The sequence below is a fragment of the Collinsella aerofaciens genome (assembly GCF_015670745.1).
GTDB lineage: Bacteria > Actinomycetota > Coriobacteriia > Coriobacteriales > Coriobacteriaceae > Collinsella > Collinsella aerofaciens_T.
Genome location: NZ_JADPCH010000003.1, coordinates 40,549 through 59,427, shown reverse-complemented (window position 1 = coordinate 59,427; position 18,879 = coordinate 40,549). Strand labels below are relative to the sequence as shown.

Below are 18,879 nucleotides of genomic sequence, written 5' to 3'. Positions count from 1 at the left end.
TTAATCAAAGCCGTTGTAACTACTAATTACATTCGACGACAAACTTTGCCATCGCGGAGCGAACATCAGGATCAGACAAAACATCCTTTGCAAAATGATCATGCCCGCAGATGTCCATAGGCATGTAAGGCCATCCAGGATAACAGGCGTCAGCGACCTTTTCCGCTTTCGCAGGAACCGAAAAAGAGAAACCGCCAAACGGATGCTTTCTTACGGGAAGAATATCGTTGCGATCCCAAATTATTTTTCGCTTAGGGGCATCAAAAACGTTATCGATCGCGTATGCAAAATCGCCATGAGGCTCATCGGTCAACAAACCAAGTGCATAAGCCTTTTCGTTAAACGAATCGAATACGCTCTGGACAAGATCAATCTCCGCAGAAGAAACAACTGTTCTCTGAGCTTCCAAGTCAACATCCCCGCACTGCACGCTAAGACCACTGTCGGGATGAAACATCCAAGGATTATCTTTCCAAAAACTAAACTCATGTTCATTTTTGTCAAAGAAATCCATAAGCTCAATTCTGAGTTGCCTAAGTCGATCGTTCGCGCGCTTGGAATTCTCGGCCGCACGGTCGTAAATCGAAATGTCCACAAAACAAGGTATAAGCGAATTAGTTGAACAGAAGCGAACTTGACGGCACTTTACAAACCAGTCATATACAAGAGTGATTTGATATTCAGGGTCGTCTTTTAAAGCGGCAGTGAGCTTATCCACATCGGACCTAAGCATGCAGATATCAATATCGTCGTCCCAAGGACTAAAACCCGATCGAGACAAGGTGCCAACAAGAGAACCATAAGAAAGCCAGTATTGAATATTATTGGCAGCACAAATCGCGTCTAGCTTACTCATCAACGCCGCGTTTGCCTGCTGCATCAATCGAATATCACCCTCGGCGTCGGGCAATGCATCAAAGATTTTGCAACGGAGCTCAAAAGGGGTGAGATCGGGGTACGCACGTCGCGCTAACAATTCAAAGCGAAGCCTCATTTGTTCTGACAGACTTTGTTGGCGTTGCTTGAGCAATTCAATTTCTGGAAATAGCCGAGTATCGAATTTGTAATTGATATTCATATTGATACCGTTATCGGCCTGCTCAATACGGGCGAAAACCTCGTCAAAACGACGGTCCATATCCTCATGCATAGCATGCAACGATCGGGATGAGCCAGGGAGGATCTTTTTAATAGTAGAAAGCAAGGACATGGCTTAACCTTCGCAACAACAAACAATGAACGAAGCACAATTACTCATATGATACAAAAGAATGAGTGGGTCCCACCTTGAAACCCACTCACATGAAGACTACTCCGACGCCTCTTTCAAATACTGTTTCCAGAAATCGATCGAAGTAAAGACATCTCTATACGAAGCGTATTCGGTATAAATCTTATCTTTGTTTCGCTTGAATTCCTTCTCGGCTTTACGAAAACGACTCCAAACCTCTTTGAATCGCTTCTTATCCATATGTCTAATGGCACCCTTTTTATTAGGCATATCTACCACAATAAGCGTGTCAACATCCCTGATTTTACCTGCGGGATAAACCCATCCCGCAGCATCAATAACAGCAACCCTACCGTTACGTTTAGCGGAGTCGTTAACAAAACGGTGGCCATTAATGGTCAGATAATCCTTAAATGCCTGCAGCCTAGACCTGTCGCCCCCAAGGCTCAAATTGCCAAAAGTCAGTTGCGTCAAGTCGACACCCAATTCTTGTGCCTGAGGGATGAGCTGCTCGATGGGAATCAATTGTTCCCTTTCACGATTTGCCGCCATAAAACGGGATTCAGCGACAGGATGAGAAATCCACTCCGGACCTCTCAAAAAATCTTCAAGACCTTTTACGGCAAGAGCAGCTTCATCGTAATTAAATTTCTTCAAGTCGAGCTCAACTTCACGACGAATCTCATAAAGAAAATCAGAGAGAGGCGCAGCGCCAGTTGTCGCCTGACTGATTAGCGTATTTCGGCTTACCTGATAACGCTCCACGGCAGCACTATACTTAAACTTAAAGGAATTATGCCAAACGCAAATACCATTCATGGACATGAACTTGGGTTTGCAACGAAGCGCATACTCAGCATCATCAGAACGAACAAATAAGGGCAAGGGCAACCCCTCACGTTCAATCGTTGCGGTAGGTATAACGCAATACCACCAGCCAGCATACTGTTGGGCAGTGTCCTCATAAAGGCCAGTCGGGGCCTTATATATCTCGGTCTCAACGACATCATGAAGTGAGGTCATATAGCCTGCAGGCTTAAGGGGAGAAAAAGTTCCCTTAGCAGTAAAGAACCCTAAATCCTCGGTACGCAAATTGGGCTCTTCCAAGCTCATCATGGCACCCGATAAAAAGGCCTCAGCATATTCTTCTTTGAGAAGAGAGAGCAGGTTGAAAGTGCGGATAAAACTCTCGGGAAGAACCTCGACATCATCGTCCATCAGGAGAACATGAGTCGCTTTAGGATTCTGCTCAAGTGACTCAATCATCCCCCGAGCAAAACCACCAGACCCGCCGACATTAGGATTTGGATGAACAGTAACACGCGATGAATCCAGGTTTGCACTATTCAGCGAACGGCCATTATCAATAATGTGTACGTGGAAATGATCAGCAATCTCTTCATCAGAATCAATAATGTTCTTTTGTAAAAGAGATACGTTACGGACAATATAGTCTTCTTTTTTAAACGTAGTAGTTGCAAGCGCTAGCTCAACTGGATGAATATCCAGTTCTTCACAATCGCAATAATAATACGCATTCCGAATATTAACAGGGCCTTCAGTACTGATATTAAAAGCGTGCAGAATCTCTCCCTCACAAAGGGAGAGTTCGATTTCAGCCGTACTCCATTCATCGGATCGTTGCAAACTAACCGCAGAGCCATCAATTGTAGAAGGAATCCAAGAATAATTATTTGCATACGTCTGCTGAAGCGTTAAGGCGGAGCCGCAATACTCGATATGAAGATAAAACGCCTTTGCAGTAGTGTATTTTCGCCACTTATAAATGGATAGCGCATTAAAATATGTTGTGAAATCAACATTGGTCGATTTCATGATTTCAATAGCGCCATTCGAAGTTGGAATAACAAGACCCTCCGTTGCCCTATAGCAAAGCAATGGATACTGCAACATCGCATCAGATCCGTTAAAAATCAAATTTGCAAGTTTAAAATGCATTGAAAACCATCCAAAAAATTCCTGGTGCAACTTGGCAAAATGGCATAAATGCCCATGGCATTGTTTGCATTCTCACTGATTTTAAGAATGCAAACAATGTACTAAAGGCATCTAATCAAAATGAAGTTTTAGCTCTTCCTCCCAGTCGGGCATGTGGAACCCGACCGACTCGAGCCTGGAAAGGTCGAGCGCAGAGTGGACCGGGCGCGGGGCGATGGGGCCGACGGCGCCGGCGTAGTAGTCGGCAGTGCTGACCGGCACGACCTTCTCCCCGTTGCCGTTGGCTGCCTCGAAGACGGCGCGGGCGATGTCCGCCCAGGACTTGACCGCACCGGAGCCGGTGCAGTTATAGGTGCCGTAGGGGGCGTGCGTCCCCAGCACGTGGAAGATGGCGGCGGCCATGTCGCGCGTGAAGGTCAGGCGGCCCAGCTGGTCGTCGACGACCGTGACCTGCGTGAGTTTGTCGTCGGGGTCGGCGACGCGGTCGGACAGCCCCTTCATGGTCTTGACGAAGTTGTGGCCCTCGCCGATGACCCAGCTGGAGCGCATGATGTAGTGGCGCGGGCACCCGGCCACGGCGATGTCGCCGGCGGCCTTGGTCTGGCCGTAGACGGAAAGCGGGCTGAGGGGCTCGACCTCGGTATGGACCTCGGCCGTGCCGTCGAAGACGTAGTCGGAGGACACGTGGACGAGGGTGATCCCGTGATCAGAGCATGTGCGGGCGAGCAGGGCCGGGCCGGTCGCGTTGGCCTTCCAGGCGGTCGCGCGGCCCTCGGGGGTCTCCGCCCTATCCACGGCCGTGTAGGCGCCGCAGTTGATCACGGTGCCGTAGAGCGACCAGTCGTACTTGGAGTAGGCGTCCGGGTCGGACATGTCGAAGGTGTCGATGTCACAGAAGTCGAAGTCCTTGGCCACGCCGCGCTCCCCGGCGAGCGCGCGCACCGCGCGGCCCAGCTGGCCGTTGCAGCCGGTGACGAGCGTCCTCTTGGGCGCCATGGGGACGACGTCCCTGAGCATCGGGTGGTTGAGGTCGGCCTCGGAGACGGTGGCCTCCTCCAGCGGGATGGGCCACTGGATGGCGAGCTCGGGGTCGGCGAGGTTAACGAAGGTGTAGGTCCTCTTGAGCTCCAGCGACCAGTGGGCGTCCACCAGGTAGGTGTAGGCGGTGCCGTCCTCCAGGGCCTGGAAGGAGTTGCCCACGCCGCGCGGGACGTAGATGGCCTTGGAGGGGTCCAGCACGGTCGTGTAGACCTTGCCGTAGGTGGCGCTGCCCTCGCGCAGGTCGACCCAGGCGCCGAAGACCGAGCCGCGGGCCACGGAGATGAACTTGTCCCAGGGCTCGGCGTGGATGCCGCGGGTGACGCCCCTCTTCTCGTTGTAGGAGACGTTGTTCTGGACGACCTTTAGGTCCGGGATGCCCAGGGCGCACATCTTGGCGCGCTGCCAGTTCTCCTTGAACCAGCCGCGCGAGTCGCCGTGGACGGCGAGGTCGACGACCTTGAGGCCCCCGATGCCGGTCTCGGCGACGGTCAGGTCCTTCTCGAATGCGATGTCTGCCATCTGTCTCTCCCCTCCTACTGGCCCTGTGCGCGGTAGCGCGCCTCGGTGGCCTCCTTGGCCGGGCGCCACCAGGACTCGTTCTCGACGTACCAGTCGATCGTCTGCTTCAGGCCCTCGGCGAAGTCGGTGTGGGCCGGCCTCCAGCCGAGCTCGCGCTGGAGCTTCGTGCTGTCGATGGCGTAGCGGCGGTCGTGGCCGGGGCGGTCGGCGACCCAGTCGAAGTCCTCGGGGTCGCGGCCCATGGCCTCGAGGATCATGCGCAGGACCGTGATGTTGTTCCTCTCGCCGTCGGCGCCGATGAGGTAGGTCTCCCCCGTGCGGCCCTTGGTGAGGATGTCCCAGACGGCCGAGGAGTGGTCCTCGGTGTGGATCCAGTCTCGGACGTTCTCGCCGCGGCCGTAGAGCTTGGGGCGCACGCCGTCGATGATGTTGGTGATCTGCCTGGGGATGAACTTCTCCACGTGCTGGTAGGGGCCGTAGTTGTTGGAGCAGTTGGAGATCGTGGCGCGCAGGCCGTAGGTGCGGGTCCAGGCGCGGACCAGCATGTCGGAGGACGCCTTGGTCGAGCTATAGGGAGAGGACGGCTTGTAGGGCGTCTCCTCGGTGAACTTGGCCGGGTCGTCGAGCGCCAGGTCGCCGTAGACCTCGTCGGTGGAGACGTGGTGGTAGCGGACGCCGTATTTCCTCACGGCCTCCAGAAGTCGGAAGGTGCCCTCGACGTTGGTGCGCAGGAACGGCTCCGGGTCCGCGATGGAGTTGTCGTTGTGGCTCTCGGCGGCGTAGTGCACGATGGCGTCGTGGCCCGGGACGATGCGGTCCAGCAGCTCGGCGTCGCAGATGTCGCCCACGACGAGCTCCACGCGGTCGGAGGGCAGGCCGGCGATGTTCTCGGGGTTGCCGGCGTAGGTCAGCTTGTCCAGGACGGTCACGTGGACGTCCGGGTGGTTGTTGACCACGTAGTGCACGAAGTTGCTGCCGATGAAGCCGCAGCCGCCCGTGACGATGATGTTCTTGGGGGAGAAGGTCTCCTCTGCCATGTTCGAATCTCCTTGTTCCTAGTACTCGCGCGGGCTGTTGACGATCTCGCCGGCGGCGACCTTCTTCAGGTGCTGGCCGTAGACCGACTTGCCGTAGGCCTCGGCGGCCTGCTTGAGCCCCTCGGTGGCGATCCAGCCGTTCTCCCAGGCGATCTCCTCGGGGACGGACACGGGCAGGTCCTGGGAGTGCTCCACGGCGCGGACGAACTCGGCGGCCTCGTGCAGGCTCTCCATGGTGCCGGTGTCCAGCCAGGCGTAGCCGCGGCCGAGGGTCACGACGGACAGCGTCCCCTCCTCCAGGTACATCCGGTTGAGGTCGGTGATCTCCAGCTCGCCGCGGGCCGAGGGCTCGACCCTATGGGCCTTGGCGGCCACGTCGCCCGGGTAGAAGTACAGGCCGGTGACGGCGTAGGAGCTCTTGGGCTCGGCGGGCTTCTCCTCGATGGAGACGGCCCTGCCCTCGCCGTCGAACTCCACGACGCCGAAGCGCTCGGGGTCGTCCACGTGGTAGCCGAAGACCGTGGCGCGGCCCGACTCGGCGTTCTGGACGGCGCGCGTCAGGTGGCGCGACAGGCCGTTGCCGTAGAAGATGTTGTCGCCGAGCACCAGCGCGCACGGCTCGCCGGCGATGAACTCCTCGCCGATGGTGAAGGCCTGCGCCAGGCCGTCGGGGCTCGGCTGCTCGGCGTAGGAGAGGTTCACGCCGTAGCACGAGCCGTCCCCGAGCAGGCGCTCGAAGTTGGGGAGGTCCGTCGGCGTGGAGATGACCAGGATGTCGCGGATGCCCGCCAGCATGAGTGTGCTGAGCGGGTAGTAGATCATGGGCTTGTCGTAGACCGGCAGCAGCTGCTTGGAGGTCACGAGCGTGAGCGGGTACAGGCGCGTGCCGGACCCGCCGGCGAGGATGATGCCTTTCATTCAATCACTTCCAAAGTCAGTGAACGGAAAAATAAATCCGTTTAGCAATGTTCCTGATTGAGAGCGACAATTTACGAGCGGTTAAATCAACCGACGATATATTGATACCATCGAGTGAACAGATTGCTCGCACAAAATCAAACTCATCGCGTTTCAATTGCTCTTTTTTATCCTTAAAAAGTGAGTTCGTAGTAGATTCGTTGCACACTCTAAAATAGGAATAAATTGAGTCTAGATAGCAGACATCACTATTAAGTGATAGACGAATCCAATACTCCCAATCAGGGGAGTAACACAAAGAATCATTAAAGGGTCCAATCTTTTGCCAGCAATCTCTACGAAACATGACATTAGAAGGCTCTCCATAGATATTATGAGTTCGAAATGTCTTGCGGGCAAAATCAGAGCCTTTTAAAACCATATTCCGCTTAAAAGGTCTCCTCTTCATTGTAATGGCACCATTCGAGTCAATAACACATGAAGCGCTGAAGCAGAGGGAGCACTTTGGATTAGCATCCAGTGCTGCAACCTCAGACTCAAGAGCCCCGGGTAACAAAATATCATCCTGAAAGAGGAAATGAATATACTCGCCAGAAGATTTCTCAATGGCATTATTCCAGTTTCCAACAAGGCCGAGATTACTGGCGTTTCTAAATACCTTAATTCGAGAATCCGTTAGCTTGGAAACAATCTCAAATGTTCCATCAGTTGACTGATCATCGAAAATTAATAATTCGAAATCGCGGAAAGACTGGCTTAACACCGAATCAATTGCCTTCAAAATGTACTTAGCACCATTAAAACAAGGCATCAACACACTAACTTTAGGCATCCTTGTCCTCCTTATCGGACAAAAATTCCTCAATAAAATAGCGAGGACGATGCTTCGTCTCCATATAAGTCTTTCCAACGTACTCGCCGATGACACCCAAAGCCAAAAGTTGAAGTCCGCCAAGACACCAAATTGACATAATAATGCTTGTCCAGCCAACTTGTACATCGCCAATAAAATGACCAATTAAAAGATATACAAGTGCAAATAAACTAAAAATAGAAATGATTAAACCGGTGAGAGTAATTATCCTAATCGGTTTAGTACTAAAAGACGTTATACCTTCAAAAGCAAATGACAGCATTTTACCGAGCGTATATTTAGATTCGCCGGCAAACCGTTTCCCTCGCGAATAATACACGCAGCAAGATTTGAAACCAACTAAAGGAACCAAACCACGAAGAAATAGATTAACCTCACGGAATTGAGACAATGCAAGAACAGCACGCTTGGACATCAATCTATAGTCAGCATGGTTATAAACAGCATCGACACCCAACGAAGACTGTAAGCGATAAAAAGACTGTGCGGTAAAACGTTTTAGAAAGGAATCGCTAGAACGATCATTTCGTACACCATATACAACTTCATATCCTTCGCGAGCTCTTGAAACCATTTCATCAAGCGCATTGATATCATCTTGTAGATCAGCGTCCATCGATGCTATTAAATCAGCAAACTCCGCTGCCTTGTGTAACCCAGAAAGTAAAGCCTTCTGATGGCCACAATTCCTAGAGAGCTTAAGTCCACAGAATAAGGAATTAGACTGATGAAGACTTTCGATGATCTCCCAAGTCTTATCGGATGACCCATCGTCAACTAACAAAACCTTACTGTTCGCATTAATCTGAGACAATTTTATTAAAGTGGAAAACTTCTCAAAAAGCCTTTTAGAGGTTTCCCGCAAAACGCTCTCCTCGTTATAACAAGGAACCACGAGATAGAGAATCGGCAATATGTCCATCTTTGTCATGCAAGCACCTATCACTTAAATGCCCAATACTTACTTAAAATATAATTAAGAGGATAAGTTACAAACAAGTTAAGCAGTGGACCAAGAATAGAAGAAATTCCAAGCACACTAACCCAAAAGTACAAAAGGATGTTGTTGATAATCAATCCAGTAAAAGCACTCGAAGCAAGTAGCTTGGAAAAACTTGAAATAAGTGAACTCAAATCCGATCTCTCATTATCAAAAACATATTTATTGTTCCAATAGAAGGAATTGATGACACCAGCAAAATATGAAACTATATTGGCGACAATATAGTTCACTCCAATAAAAAGGAGTGCCGCGTAAACTAAGTAAGAAACGATTGTATTTGAAAGTCCAACAATCGAAAACTTCAGAAATTGAATCACCGAATCTCGTTTCATTAAAGACCCTTTTCCTACTGTTATCTATAAAGGACATAAACAAAACAAGAGGTTCCATCATCGATTTGAGTATATCCGGGCAGTTTTTTAAAACCACTATATCCTAGTTCATCTTTCAGTTGAGAAAGAACCTCTTCTTCGCAGTCGTGATTATTCATGTAAACAACCAGATCATCAGAATCAATATAATTTCTATCGCAAAAACTGCTAATAGCTTTCTGATCAGGAATCAGCGCATGAATGCGAGACAATTTGGCAACTTCTAGTAGCTTCGCAGTGAGCTGATAGTAATCATAAGAGACAAAGAGCCCCGTTGAACCCGCGTACTTCTCTACTGCGGCTTCATTGTCAGCAGATTTCGGATATAAATACAAAGCATTGGAAGAAAAGAAAACAGAATCTGCAGCAATAATTGCGCAAACAAATACAACAGAAACTAAAATAGTGCCCCGAAAATTGAAATCAGTATTATTTCTATAGCGAATTTGCAAATATCTAAATAGATACAAGAACATTCCAAATCCAAATAACAGTAATCCTGGATATGCCAAGCATATGTATCTTGACGAAGTAAAAGGAGATACATAGCAAGCTGTGACGTAAAAAACAAGGGATGAATTAAATAATAAAACTATATAAATCGACTCAGGATGCTCACGATTAATTTTTTTATTCCATAGCAAGTAGAAACAAAGGGCAATTGACAAACAGAAGCAGGCAATCAAAAGAAGCCTTGATCCGAAGAACAAATCAACGGACGACGACCCTAGAAATTGCCAAATTCGTCTAAGTAATACCATTACCCCTGATTGCGATGAGGCCGATTCGACATAGTGATTCCCAAACATGTTGCTTAATGCTGGAGGAAATATGATAAATGACAGACAAACCGATAAGACAATCGTGACTCCATATTTAAAGGAGAACCTCCACCCTTTTCTTGCCCAAAAATAAATAGTAAAAAAACAGGAAACAAAAAAGAGATAAATATAGAAATAGAAATGAGTTAAAAACCCCAATAAAGAAATAACAAATAGGCGGAAATAAACCGATCGATTGGCGAAGGAAGCATTAAACATATCGAATAACGCATCAAGAAATGCTAGGGCAAGTGTCACCAATAACAGATACATTCGAATGTAGGTCACTAGATTTAACGCTATGGGACAGAAAGCCCAAAGAGCCATTAAAATTAGGGCGACTGGCTTACTCTGAAACACTTTGTAAGAAAGCTTAAATAAAAATACTAAGCTGAGTGAATAGAAACATAGATTAGGAACCAAGCCAAACCATTTGCTAAATTCATTCGGAAACAGTGAGCAAACGGTATGAATAATGAAAAAATAGAGAGGAGGATGTGCGTCATTACTCAGATTATATAAAACCGAATCAAACCGAAACACATGCCCTGTATCAACTGTCAAATAAGACTGAATGAACGTAGGATCCATCCAGTTGGCATCCATATTGTTTTCCCAAAAAATATGTGGAAAATAAAAACTATTCGAGAGACCGAAAGTCCACAGCTCGTCAACATGAAACCCTGTTTTCAAATTGCAATAATAAATTGCGACTAATAACGCAGCCACAAATATTACAGCAAATAAAACGCCATAAAACTTGCATCGTTTTGCACATGAATTCATAAACGAGTCCCTATAATTAATTAGTAGCTAAACTAAAGGAGTTTACGAAAAATCATAAACTCCTTCAAGATTAAACTAATACAGTTGGACTAAACCACTGAATTACTGCAATAGCGGATAGATGATAGACTTGCATCACTTACTATTTATCAACCAACTTAACCTCAATCGCTTCCATATGTAGGGCCTCTCCAGTTGTACCTGCGCACTCGCCCGATTTAACCCAATCGAGCCAACCCTTACCCTGCACATGCGCCCTATAGACAACGTCATAATGCTTGGCGAGATCACCCGTAAGCTTAATTTCTACAGCTTCAATAGAAAGAGACTTACCCGTGGTGCCGGCCAGCTTGCCGTTCTTGACCCACTTTTGCCAGCCGATATTCTGAACATGAGCTCGATATTCGATGTTACCGGAATACCCGAGTTCGGGCTTGCTAATAGCCAACGCCTCAACAGCAAGATTTCGACCAGTTGTGCCCGCCGTCATGCCCTCATAAACAGGTTCCTGCCAACCAAGGTTTGAAACATGAGCCTTTATTGAAAAAGTTTTCTGAATAGAGGGCTGACTCGTATCCCCTGGTGCAGGCGAACCCTTTTCAACCAAAACGACCTGGTATGCCTCGAGCCTCAAGCCAAACCCAGTCGTTCCGGCAACTTGATCATTGCAGGCCCAGCCAAGCCACCCCTTGTCCTGAACATGAGCGCGATAGTAAACGTCATAACGATTGGCCATCTCACCAGTAAGTCGAATTTGGATAGCCTGGACAGACTTGCTCTGACCAGTAGTACCGGAGACTTCTCCCTCTTTCACATAGTCTTGCCAACCGTAATCGGAAACATGCGTCCTGTACTCCAAGCTGCCATCGTAGGGAGCATTCTGCAGATTGAGAGTTATAGCCTCGACAGCTTTGGACTGACCAACGGTGCCAGAAACATTTCCGCCCTTGGAAGCCGACTGCCAACCGTCATTCGAAACATGCGAAGTTGCCAAAACATCAAGCGAGCCTCGTGACACCTTGACGACGTCGTAGCCCGACTCGTCCTTCTTGAAATAAGTCAGAGCGCCGCTATTGTGCGAATAAATAGCAAAGTCGTAATTTGCCGAAGCAAGGATGGAATCCGAAAATTCTACGAGATAGCAAGAGTCACCCTGCTTGCAAAGGGATCTGATTGCAGCATCCGTGTCTTCGGTAACCGGAGAAGCAAACCAATCCATAATCGAATAATCGATAACGGCACCCGGCTTCAAGGCCTCGGCCTTCGTTGAATTCCAAAGTCCACCAGCAGCATCGGCGCTGGCCGAGTTATACGTACTAGACCCATATCCAGACAGACCGATCTCCGGATTAAAGAAGAGAATCAGCTCTGCAGCAACGGAAGAATCGACATCGGTAATGCTCAGACGGTCAAGCTGTTCCTGCTTTTGGGGATACATGCCCGTCGGCGTGTTTGGATGCCCCTTGTAATAATACAAATAGTCATCGCCATAGATAACCTCGGTCAAGTTGGCATAGTCGTCAAAATTCTGCTCGTAAGTAACATACGTTCCAAGCAGCATCATTACCTTTTTGCCCTGCTGAGTAGCCGCATCAAAATAACCATCGTTAAAGTTGTACAGAGCCTTAAACGCTTGGACCGTGTACTCTCCCCTATTCTGCAGGCTCGTAAGCATGCTCGAAACGTTCATCTTCTTAACGTTAGGATCGGATGCGATCTTATTCGCAAAGGCATTATCGTCACCGCTCGTAAACAGATTCGTTCGAGTCATCCACCACTGAGTGCCGGGCTCAATACTCAGCACGGCATACATAGAATCCCAGTGATCGTGATAATCGCTATACGACATTGAGACTTCACCGGTTTCGTATTCCTTATTCTTAGCAGCGTTCCATAAAGCAATCAGCTCCGCTTGCTTAGAATCTGGATCCTTAACATCGAAAGCCTCGTTGGTAAAAACATACGTGGCAGATCCATCCGACAACAGCCGAATGGAGTATTGGCCAGTGGGAATCTTATTGGCGTAAATCATCCTATGAATCAACGAACAGGTGATGTCATTGATATACAGATTGAACTTTGCCTTGGGGTTGATTTTATAGAGAGCAGCGACATAATCCGCGAACGCCTGATAGCTCGAACTAGAAGCATTTTCCTCATGAGTCAGATACGGAAGACCATACATCCCGGATGGAAGCGAGTTCCAGTTATAGGCACCTGGACGATCGAGCATTACGATCGACGGAATGGTCGTTCCAGCAGAAGAGGTGCTGATATCCCAGAAAGATAGCGAATAGAGAACAACGGGGAAAGAAGCACTCAAAGGGGCAAGGTTGTACTCGCTCGCAGAAATGCCAATTGACTGATGGTCCTCATGAACGATGTTTCCGTTCTTCAAATACTGCAACGTAACGTCAAACGGACCATAATCGCTAAAGTCAATTTCACTGGAGCTAGAGCCCAGGTCTCCGAATGCAATCGTGCTGGAAACAGATCGGGTAACCTTCCCTCCATACGACATGAAGCCAGACACCTTTACCGAATCGGCAATACCGAGTCGTTTTATATCCTCGACCTGCGGAATATTCAGGGTTACTTTAGTCGTCTCCCCAACCTGAGAAAGAGAGCAATTAAAGACATACGGGACATAGGCTCCAGCAGTATCGCCGGGCGCCGCTTCGCCCTTCTTTACAATGACGATCTGTATTGCTTCAACGGCATAAGACCAACCGGTGGTTCCCGCAGTCGACCCATTTGAGGCCCATCCAAGCCAACCGAAATTAGAAGCATGAACGCGATAATACAGGTCATAAGAAGTTGCTCTTTCACCCGTCAGCTTGAGCTCGACGGCTTCAATCTGAAGGCCCTTTCCCGTTGTGCCGGAGACGGCTCCATTAGAAACCCAATCCTGCCAGCCTTCATTTTGAACATGAGAGCGGTATTCGATACCAAGGTCTTCTGAATTAGGGAGAGTAACCCTGAGCGCCTCAAGCCTACGAGACTGGCCCGTTGTGCCAGAGGTCGAACCATTCGATGTAAACGTCGACTCCCAGCCAATGCCTGAAATGTGAGATTTATAGCTGACGTCCGGGGCCGCCTCTTTGGGCTCCACGGCAACATCAATCGAAGGCGCCGTTTCATCGGCTGCAGCAGCAGTTTGATCCGAGGAGTCGGATTGTGTCTCTGGAACGGATTCATATTCGTTGGCACCAATATTTTGATCCGCCCAACAAGCCAAAGGGCTCAAAAGCAGCATCGACATGAAGCAGGAAATCAGAACAACAAATGCTCTAAATTGCCTTTTCAAGAGAATCGCCTCCTAGATAGACAGCCGTCAATAACCCTACTATAATGAGTTAGCTTCATTAAGGCCACCAATTAGGTGAACGGAGAAATAGAAGCCCTATCCAAAGGCAAGGGCCCTTTCCGTTGCCAAGTCAACGGCAACAGGAAAGGGCCCCCTAACAAACTCTCGGCGTTTACAGGAATAACTAGTAGATTACCACCTTGGTAGCAAGAGGCACGTTATCCCAAATCCATTTAGCGCGATCGATGGGCAAACGCACGCAGCCTTGTGAAATATGCATTCCCATCCGGCTGTCCATGGGATTAAAAGTTCCCTGGTAATACGGTATTGAATGGAACAGGTAGTCCCCGTAAAACTGCGTATAGTAGTAGCAAGTATACCCATGTCCAAACGAGTAGCCCTTGCCGGTGACGGTATACTCACCCGTAGGCGTTGGAGTACTAGGGGCGCCGGCAGAGCAAGTCCAGTATTGAGCATAACTCCACGACCCGCGCTGTCCACGAAAAACTCCAAGGCGGCATGCTTGCCTGTCAACCATAATGAGCCAGTTTGTATTGCTCGAATATCTATTAGCCCGATTAAGCATGGCCATCATGTCGGCAGGCAGCAAAGGCTGATCGGTATACGGACGCCCAGTTGAACCGGGAGCTCCAGCACCCTTAGGCACAATCGTCACTTGAACCGACTCGATCCTATATCCAATCTTGGATGTGCCCGCAGGTTGCCCATTAGAAGTCCAATCGAGCCATCCAAAGTCTTGGCAATATGCCCGATACCAGACATCAAAGTAGTTCGATAAGCCACCGGTCAGCCTAATCTTAATAGCCTCGATACGCTTTGCGCGGCTTACCGTTCCAGCGATATCCCCGTTGGAAGTCCAGCTTTGCCAACCGACATCCTGCACATGGGCGGAGTACTCTATACCGCCCGATACGCTACTGGAGACATTTAGCTTCAGAGCCTCAATCGCAAGTGCCCTACCGGTCGTGCCCGCAACATCGCCGTTGCCAACCGGATTCATCCAACCAAGCGTGGCGACATGCGCCTGGAGCGTTAGGGCTGGTGCCGTGATAAACGCGGGCGCAGACGACGCGCCTGGATCCCCGCCTTTCGCAACAAGTTCAATTTGGACAGCTTCTATCTGGATATTAAGATCGGTAGTTCCAGCGGAATCGCCGTTTTTTGCCCAACCCAACCAACCATAGCCCGCCGAATGAACTCGATAGTAAATGTCATACTGATTCGCGAGGGAACCATTTAAGCGCAGCTCAAGAGCCTGAATGGCCAATCCTTGTCCAACGGTCCCAATATAACCGGAAGATCGCCATTCCTGCCAACCAATATTGGCAACATGTGCTCTTGCCTCAATTTGAGAATCGTCATCCACACCGGACAACGACACATTCAAAGCTTGAAGAGAAAGCGATTGTCCCGTTGTACCGGTTACCTGCCCATCAAATACAGAAGGAGACCACCCACGGTTAGCCGAATGAGCCTGATATACAACGTGAGCGCAATCGGCGGAAGTATCGGAAACAAATGCTCCGTCCGTTATTCCGGGAGCGCCGCCGCCTTTACTGACAATCCTTACTTCGACAGTCTTAAGGAATGAACCCGATATCGTTGCCCCTGCATCCGCGCCATTGCATGCCCAACCAAGCCATCCTTTTTTGGAGTCAAAGCAGCGATACCAAATGTCATAGGCATTAGACAAATCTCCAGTAAGAGCCAATCTCACCGCCTTTAGAACACGCCCATCGTTTTTAGAGTTAAGCGCAGCACCGTCAGAAACAGCACCGCTCCATCCGCCAAATTCAAAAAAGCCGGAATAGTCAATTGAGCCTAAAATCTCTTGATTATCAAACGAAATGGAGAGCGAGGTTAAAGGTTCAGAGCCGTTCTCGGAGCCCAATAGGATTGATTTGCCTTGTACGGAGCCCAGGCTTTTACCGTTAAGACCAAGCGAGCTCCCGCTTAGAACATCCTTAGCTCCAATGAAATGGTTCAACGTATCGCCGGGAGCAGAGCCGCTTTTTTTCGACCAATAAAATCTGAACACCCTGAATGGCGGCACCCTTCCCCACCGAGCCCGCAGGAGACCCGTTAGACGTCCAGCCCAGCCATCCGCCCAATTTGGAAGCATACACACGGTACCAAATGCCATAAGTTGCAGATATCTCGCCGTTCAGCTTAAACTGAACGGCCTCAATGGACCGAGACTGCCCGGTCGTGCCAACAGCACCTGAAGACCAGCTTTGCCAACCGACACCAGACACATGTGCGCGAGAGGAAATGGAGCCTCCGCGGCCATACCAATTAACGCTAAGCGACAGCGCCTCAATTGCATTTCTTGAGTCAATAACCCCCGATGTCTTTCCGTCCGCGACAGCGCCCATCCATCCAACATTAGAGACATGAGATCGATAGGAAACGGTAGGCGGTTCCTGAGAATAATCCCTAAAGGCATCGCCTCGCGTTGGCGCATCTTGAGCATTTTTTGGAAGCACCTTAATCTGAATAGCTTCGATCTGACAAGCATAGCCCTGCGTTCCAGCAGGCTCACCATTTGAGGCCCAGCCAAGCCAACCAACATTTGCAGAATGAACGCGATACCAAATGTCATACGAATCAGAAAGACCGCCCGACAAAGATAGCTTGATCGCCTCGATGGCTCGCGACTGTCCAACTGTTCCAGATGTCTGCCCGTTACCCACCGGCTGAGACTCCCAGCCGATCCCGGAAATGTGAGATTGGACCGAAATGCTATCATTCCCCAGCGGGGTGCCATCCTGTGAAAGCAAATTAATCTTGAGGGCTTCGACGCGCTTAGCACGGCCTGTAGTGCCCGCCGTCATTCCATTTGAAACGAGAGCTTGCCAGCCAATATCCTGTACATGAGTCTGGTATGAAACAGAGCCAAACACAGTGGATGCATCATTTTCGGGTTTCGCCGAATCAGTTGCATTGGAGGCAGGCTCGCTAGAAACGGATGAGGGAGAATCGTTGTCTGACACAGTCGGCTGCTCGACTTCAACCCCCTGCTGTTCGTCATTTAAGACAAAGCTCTCGTCTTCCAAGCTGCTGGCAGAACTATCGATATAATCAGTGGATTCCGGTTGCACAGGTAAAGAATCAGCCCAGGCGGAAAGGGGCGTCAGAAGACACTGAAGGATCAGTAATGGCGTCATTGCCGTTGCTAGCAGTCGTTGCGTCTTTTTCATTCGACTCCCCCATCAATCGACCATCTTTAGCATCATTATTTATCGTTTCGGCAATTGCTTAAATACCGAAAACGCGAATGGCACTCAAATAGAAACGAACGGACCGTTGCAAAACGATCCGTTCGTTTTAATCAGAGTATCTGCCAGAACCTGTGTGAAGACATGACCTTCGATCAACTATGCAAGCGGCACGTTGTCATACCAACCCCATTTTGGCTTATATGAGGTGGAATAATAATTCAACCAGTACGCCATATCGAGCGTCCTGATCAGACCGACATTATCCATAACCTGGTTATTACCGATGTAGAGACAAACGTGACCGTAAATGCTGCCCATGCGTGTATGCGTATGCGAAGGAACGGCAATGACCATTCCGACTTTCAAATGAGAATAATCGGTATATTTACAGTAATCCCAGTAGTAATCGCAGGCATCTGTATGGACATTCCTAAATCCGGCACGCTCATAAATGTCTGCAATCCACTCAGAGCACAAACCAGGGCCAGGAGACGGCACCTGTCGGGCAAGATCTACAATTTTCTTCTGCATGGGATTTGCAAACGCGGTTGGTTCCCCAAGCAAACACGGCGAAACGGTGCTCCCGGGGGCATTGGCGCCCTTCCTCGTAAGTCGAACTTGGATAGCTTGGACATGGGCCCCATAGCCAGTACTACCGGCAACGGAGCCATTTTTAGTCCAACCAAGCCAGCCGACGTTATCGACATGGACCCTGTACCAAACATCAAAATAGGTTGCCAAGTCACCAGAAAGAGAAATTTTAATAGCCTCAACCGAATTGGATTCAGCGGTAGACGAAAGCTGCACTCCGTTTGACTTACCAGACGTCCAGCCCACATTCGAAAGATGCAGTTGATAATTAATCCCGCCGGCAACAGATGAAGTAGTTTTAGCTGAAAACCCGGTGATGGGAATTCCCTGACCGGTTGTACCGGACACCTCTCCAGCGGGGACAGAATTCTGCCAAGTACCTTTCACCTGAGAGGAATACGTCACCGTAGGTAATTCAAGATGGGAATACCCCGATGTATCAGGATGGGAGGCGCCCTTCTTAATGAGCTTAATCTGAATAGCTTCGAGGGAACACGACATACCGGTGGTGCCGGCCTCCTCGCCGTCCTTGGCCCAGGCCATCCAGCCGATGTTGGAGGCGTGGACGCGGTAGTAGACGTCGTAGTCCTTCGCGAGGGAGCCCGTGAGCCTCAGGCGCACGGCCTCGACGGCGCGCCCCTGGCCGGTGGTTCCGCCCTCGGAGGCCGAGGGGGTGTCCCAGCCCTGCCAGCCGATGCCCGAGACGTGGGCGTCGATCTGAACGGAAGAGCCGTCCGAGTAGTCGGAGCTGTCGAGCGAGAGCTTGAGGTCCTCGAGGGCGAGGCCGCGGCCGGTGGTGCCGGCGGTCGCGCCGTCGGACACGGCCCCCTGCCAGCCCACGTTGGAGACGTGGGCGCGGTAGGTCAGGGACATGGGCTTCTTCTTGAAGGCGTAGTCGACGTTGGCGCCGTCGGACGAGGGGGCGGCGTCGCCCTTCTTGACGAGCCTGACCTGGACGGCCTCGACGCTCCTGCCGAAGCCCGTGGTGCCGGCCTCCCCGCCGTCCTTGGCCCAGGCCATCCAGCCGATGTTGGAGGCGTGGACGCGGTAGTAGACGTCGTAGTCCTTCGCGAGGGAGCCCGTGAGCCTCAGGCGCACGGCCTCGACGGCGCGCCCCTGGCCGGTGGTTCCGCCCTCGGAGGCCGAGGGGGTGTCCCAGCCCTGCCAGCCGATGCCACT

The 18,879-nt window shown here is 50.2% G+C and carries 12 protein-coding genes and 1 pseudogene; all 13 read right to left on the bottom strand.

Features of this window, described 5'->3' with window-relative positions:
- Positions 1–22: 22 nt before the first annotated feature.
- Complete coding sequence (locus I4W07_RS02020; RefSeq protein WP_196025453.1) at positions 23–1,210, bottom strand: LicD family protein; 1,188 nt, start codon at positions 1,208–1,210, stop codon at positions 23–25.
- Positions 1,211–1,309: 99 nt separating this feature from the next.
- Positions 1,310–3,190: a glycosyltransferase gene (locus I4W07_RS02015; protein ID WP_196025452.1), complete on the bottom strand. Its 1,881-nt coding sequence runs from the start codon at positions 3,188–3,190 to the stop codon at positions 1,310–1,312.
- A 111-nt stretch (positions 3,191–3,301) separates the two neighbouring features.
- The gene (locus I4W07_RS02010) at positions 3,302–4,750 is read right to left on the bottom strand and encodes a sugar nucleotide-binding protein (RefSeq protein WP_196025451.1); all 1,449 of its coding nucleotides are present in this window, start codon (positions 4,748–4,750) and stop codon (positions 3,302–3,304) included.
- Between the two features lie 14 nt (positions 4,751–4,764).
- Complete coding sequence (gene rfbB, locus I4W07_RS02005; protein WP_196025450.1) at positions 4,765–5,787, bottom strand: dTDP-glucose 4,6-dehydratase; 1,023 nt, start codon at positions 5,785–5,787, stop codon at positions 4,765–4,767.
- 18 nt (positions 5,788–5,805) lie between these two features.
- Positions 5,806–6,705, bottom strand: coding sequence for a glucose-1-phosphate thymidylyltransferase RfbA (rfbA, locus tag I4W07_RS02000; protein WP_196025449.1), 900 nt, complete (start codon positions 6,703–6,705; stop codon positions 5,806–5,808).
- A 16-nt stretch (positions 6,706–6,721) separates the two neighbouring features.
- Complete coding sequence (locus I4W07_RS01995; RefSeq protein ID WP_196025448.1) at positions 6,722–7,537, bottom strand: glycosyltransferase; 816 nt, start codon at positions 7,535–7,537, stop codon at positions 6,722–6,724.
- Positions 7,530–8,510, bottom strand: a complete 981-nt coding sequence (locus I4W07_RS01990; RefSeq protein WP_230317426.1) for a glycosyltransferase family 2 protein — start codon at positions 8,508–8,510, stop codon at positions 7,530–7,532. The genes I4W07_RS01995 and I4W07_RS01990 overlap by 8 nt, the downstream gene beginning before the upstream one ends.
- Positions 8,511–8,521: 11 nt before the next feature.
- The gene (locus I4W07_RS09345; protein ID WP_118406019.1) at positions 8,522–8,914 is read right to left on the bottom strand and encodes a GtrA family protein; all 393 of its coding nucleotides are present in this window, start codon (positions 8,912–8,914) and stop codon (positions 8,522–8,524) included.
- Between the two features lie 20 nt (positions 8,915–8,934).
- Entirely contained in the window at positions 8,935–10,560 is a 1,626-nt protein-coding gene (locus tag I4W07_RS01980; RefSeq protein WP_196025447.1) for a hypothetical protein, read from the bottom strand.
- Positions 10,561–10,702: 142 nt separating this feature from the next.
- A complete protein-coding gene (locus tag I4W07_RS01975; RefSeq protein WP_196025446.1) occupies positions 10,703–13,867 on the bottom strand; it encodes a hypothetical protein in 3,165 nt (1,054 codons plus the stop codon).
- Between the two features lie 184 nt (positions 13,868–14,051).
- Positions 14,052–15,779 (bottom strand): L,D-transpeptidase family protein, encoded by a 1,728-nt coding sequence (locus I4W07_RS01970; RefSeq protein WP_196025445.1) that lies wholly within the window; start codon positions 15,777–15,779, stop codon positions 14,052–14,054.
- Positions 15,780–15,852: 73 nt separating this feature from the next.
- Entirely contained in the window at positions 15,853–17,088 is a 1,236-nt protein-coding gene (locus tag I4W07_RS01965; protein ID WP_196025444.1) for a hypothetical protein, read from the bottom strand.
- Between the two features lie 177 nt (positions 17,089–17,265).
- A pseudogene (locus tag I4W07_RS01960) lies at positions 17,266–18,879 on the bottom strand (Ig domain-containing protein); the annotation flags it as partial.

What these genes read in the sequence shown, in the direction of transcription:
- I4W07_RS02020 (WP_196025453.1), bottom strand. Translation starts at nt 1,210, where the DNA reads ATGTCCTTGCTTTCTACTATTAAAAAGATCCTCCCTGGCTCATCCCGA.
- I4W07_RS02015 (WP_196025452.1), bottom strand. Translation starts at nt 3,190, where the DNA reads ATGCATTTTAAACTTGCAAATTTGATTTTTAACGGATCTGATGCGATG.
- I4W07_RS02010 (WP_196025451.1), bottom strand. Translation starts at nt 4,750, where the DNA reads ATGGCAGACATCGCATTCGAGAAGGACCTGACCGTCGCCGAGACCGGC.
- rfbB (WP_196025450.1), bottom strand. Translation starts at nt 5,787, where the DNA reads ATGGCAGAGGAGACCTTCTCCCCCAAGAACATCATCGTCACGGGCGGC.
- rfbA (WP_196025449.1), bottom strand. Translation starts at nt 6,705, where the DNA reads ATGAAAGGCATCATCCTCGCCGGCGGGTCCGGCACGCGCCTGTACCCG.
- I4W07_RS01995 (WP_196025448.1), bottom strand. Translation starts at nt 7,537, where the DNA reads ATGCCTAAAGTTAGTGTGTTGATGCCTTGTTTTAATGGTGCTAAGTAC.
- I4W07_RS01990 (WP_230317426.1), bottom strand. Translation starts at nt 8,510, where the DNA reads ATGACAAAGATGGACATATTGCCGATTCTCTATCTCGTGGTTCCTTGT.
- I4W07_RS09345 (WP_118406019.1), bottom strand. Translation starts at nt 8,914, where the DNA reads ATGAAACGAGATTCGGTGATTCAATTTCTGAAGTTTTCGATTGTTGGA.
- I4W07_RS01980 (WP_196025447.1), bottom strand. Translation starts at nt 10,560, where the DNA reads ATGAATTCATGTGCAAAACGATGCAAGTTTTATGGCGTTTTATTTGCT.
- I4W07_RS01965 (WP_196025444.1), bottom strand. Translation starts at nt 17,088, where the DNA reads ATGAAAAAGACGCAACGACTGCTAGCAACGGCAATGACGCCATTACTG.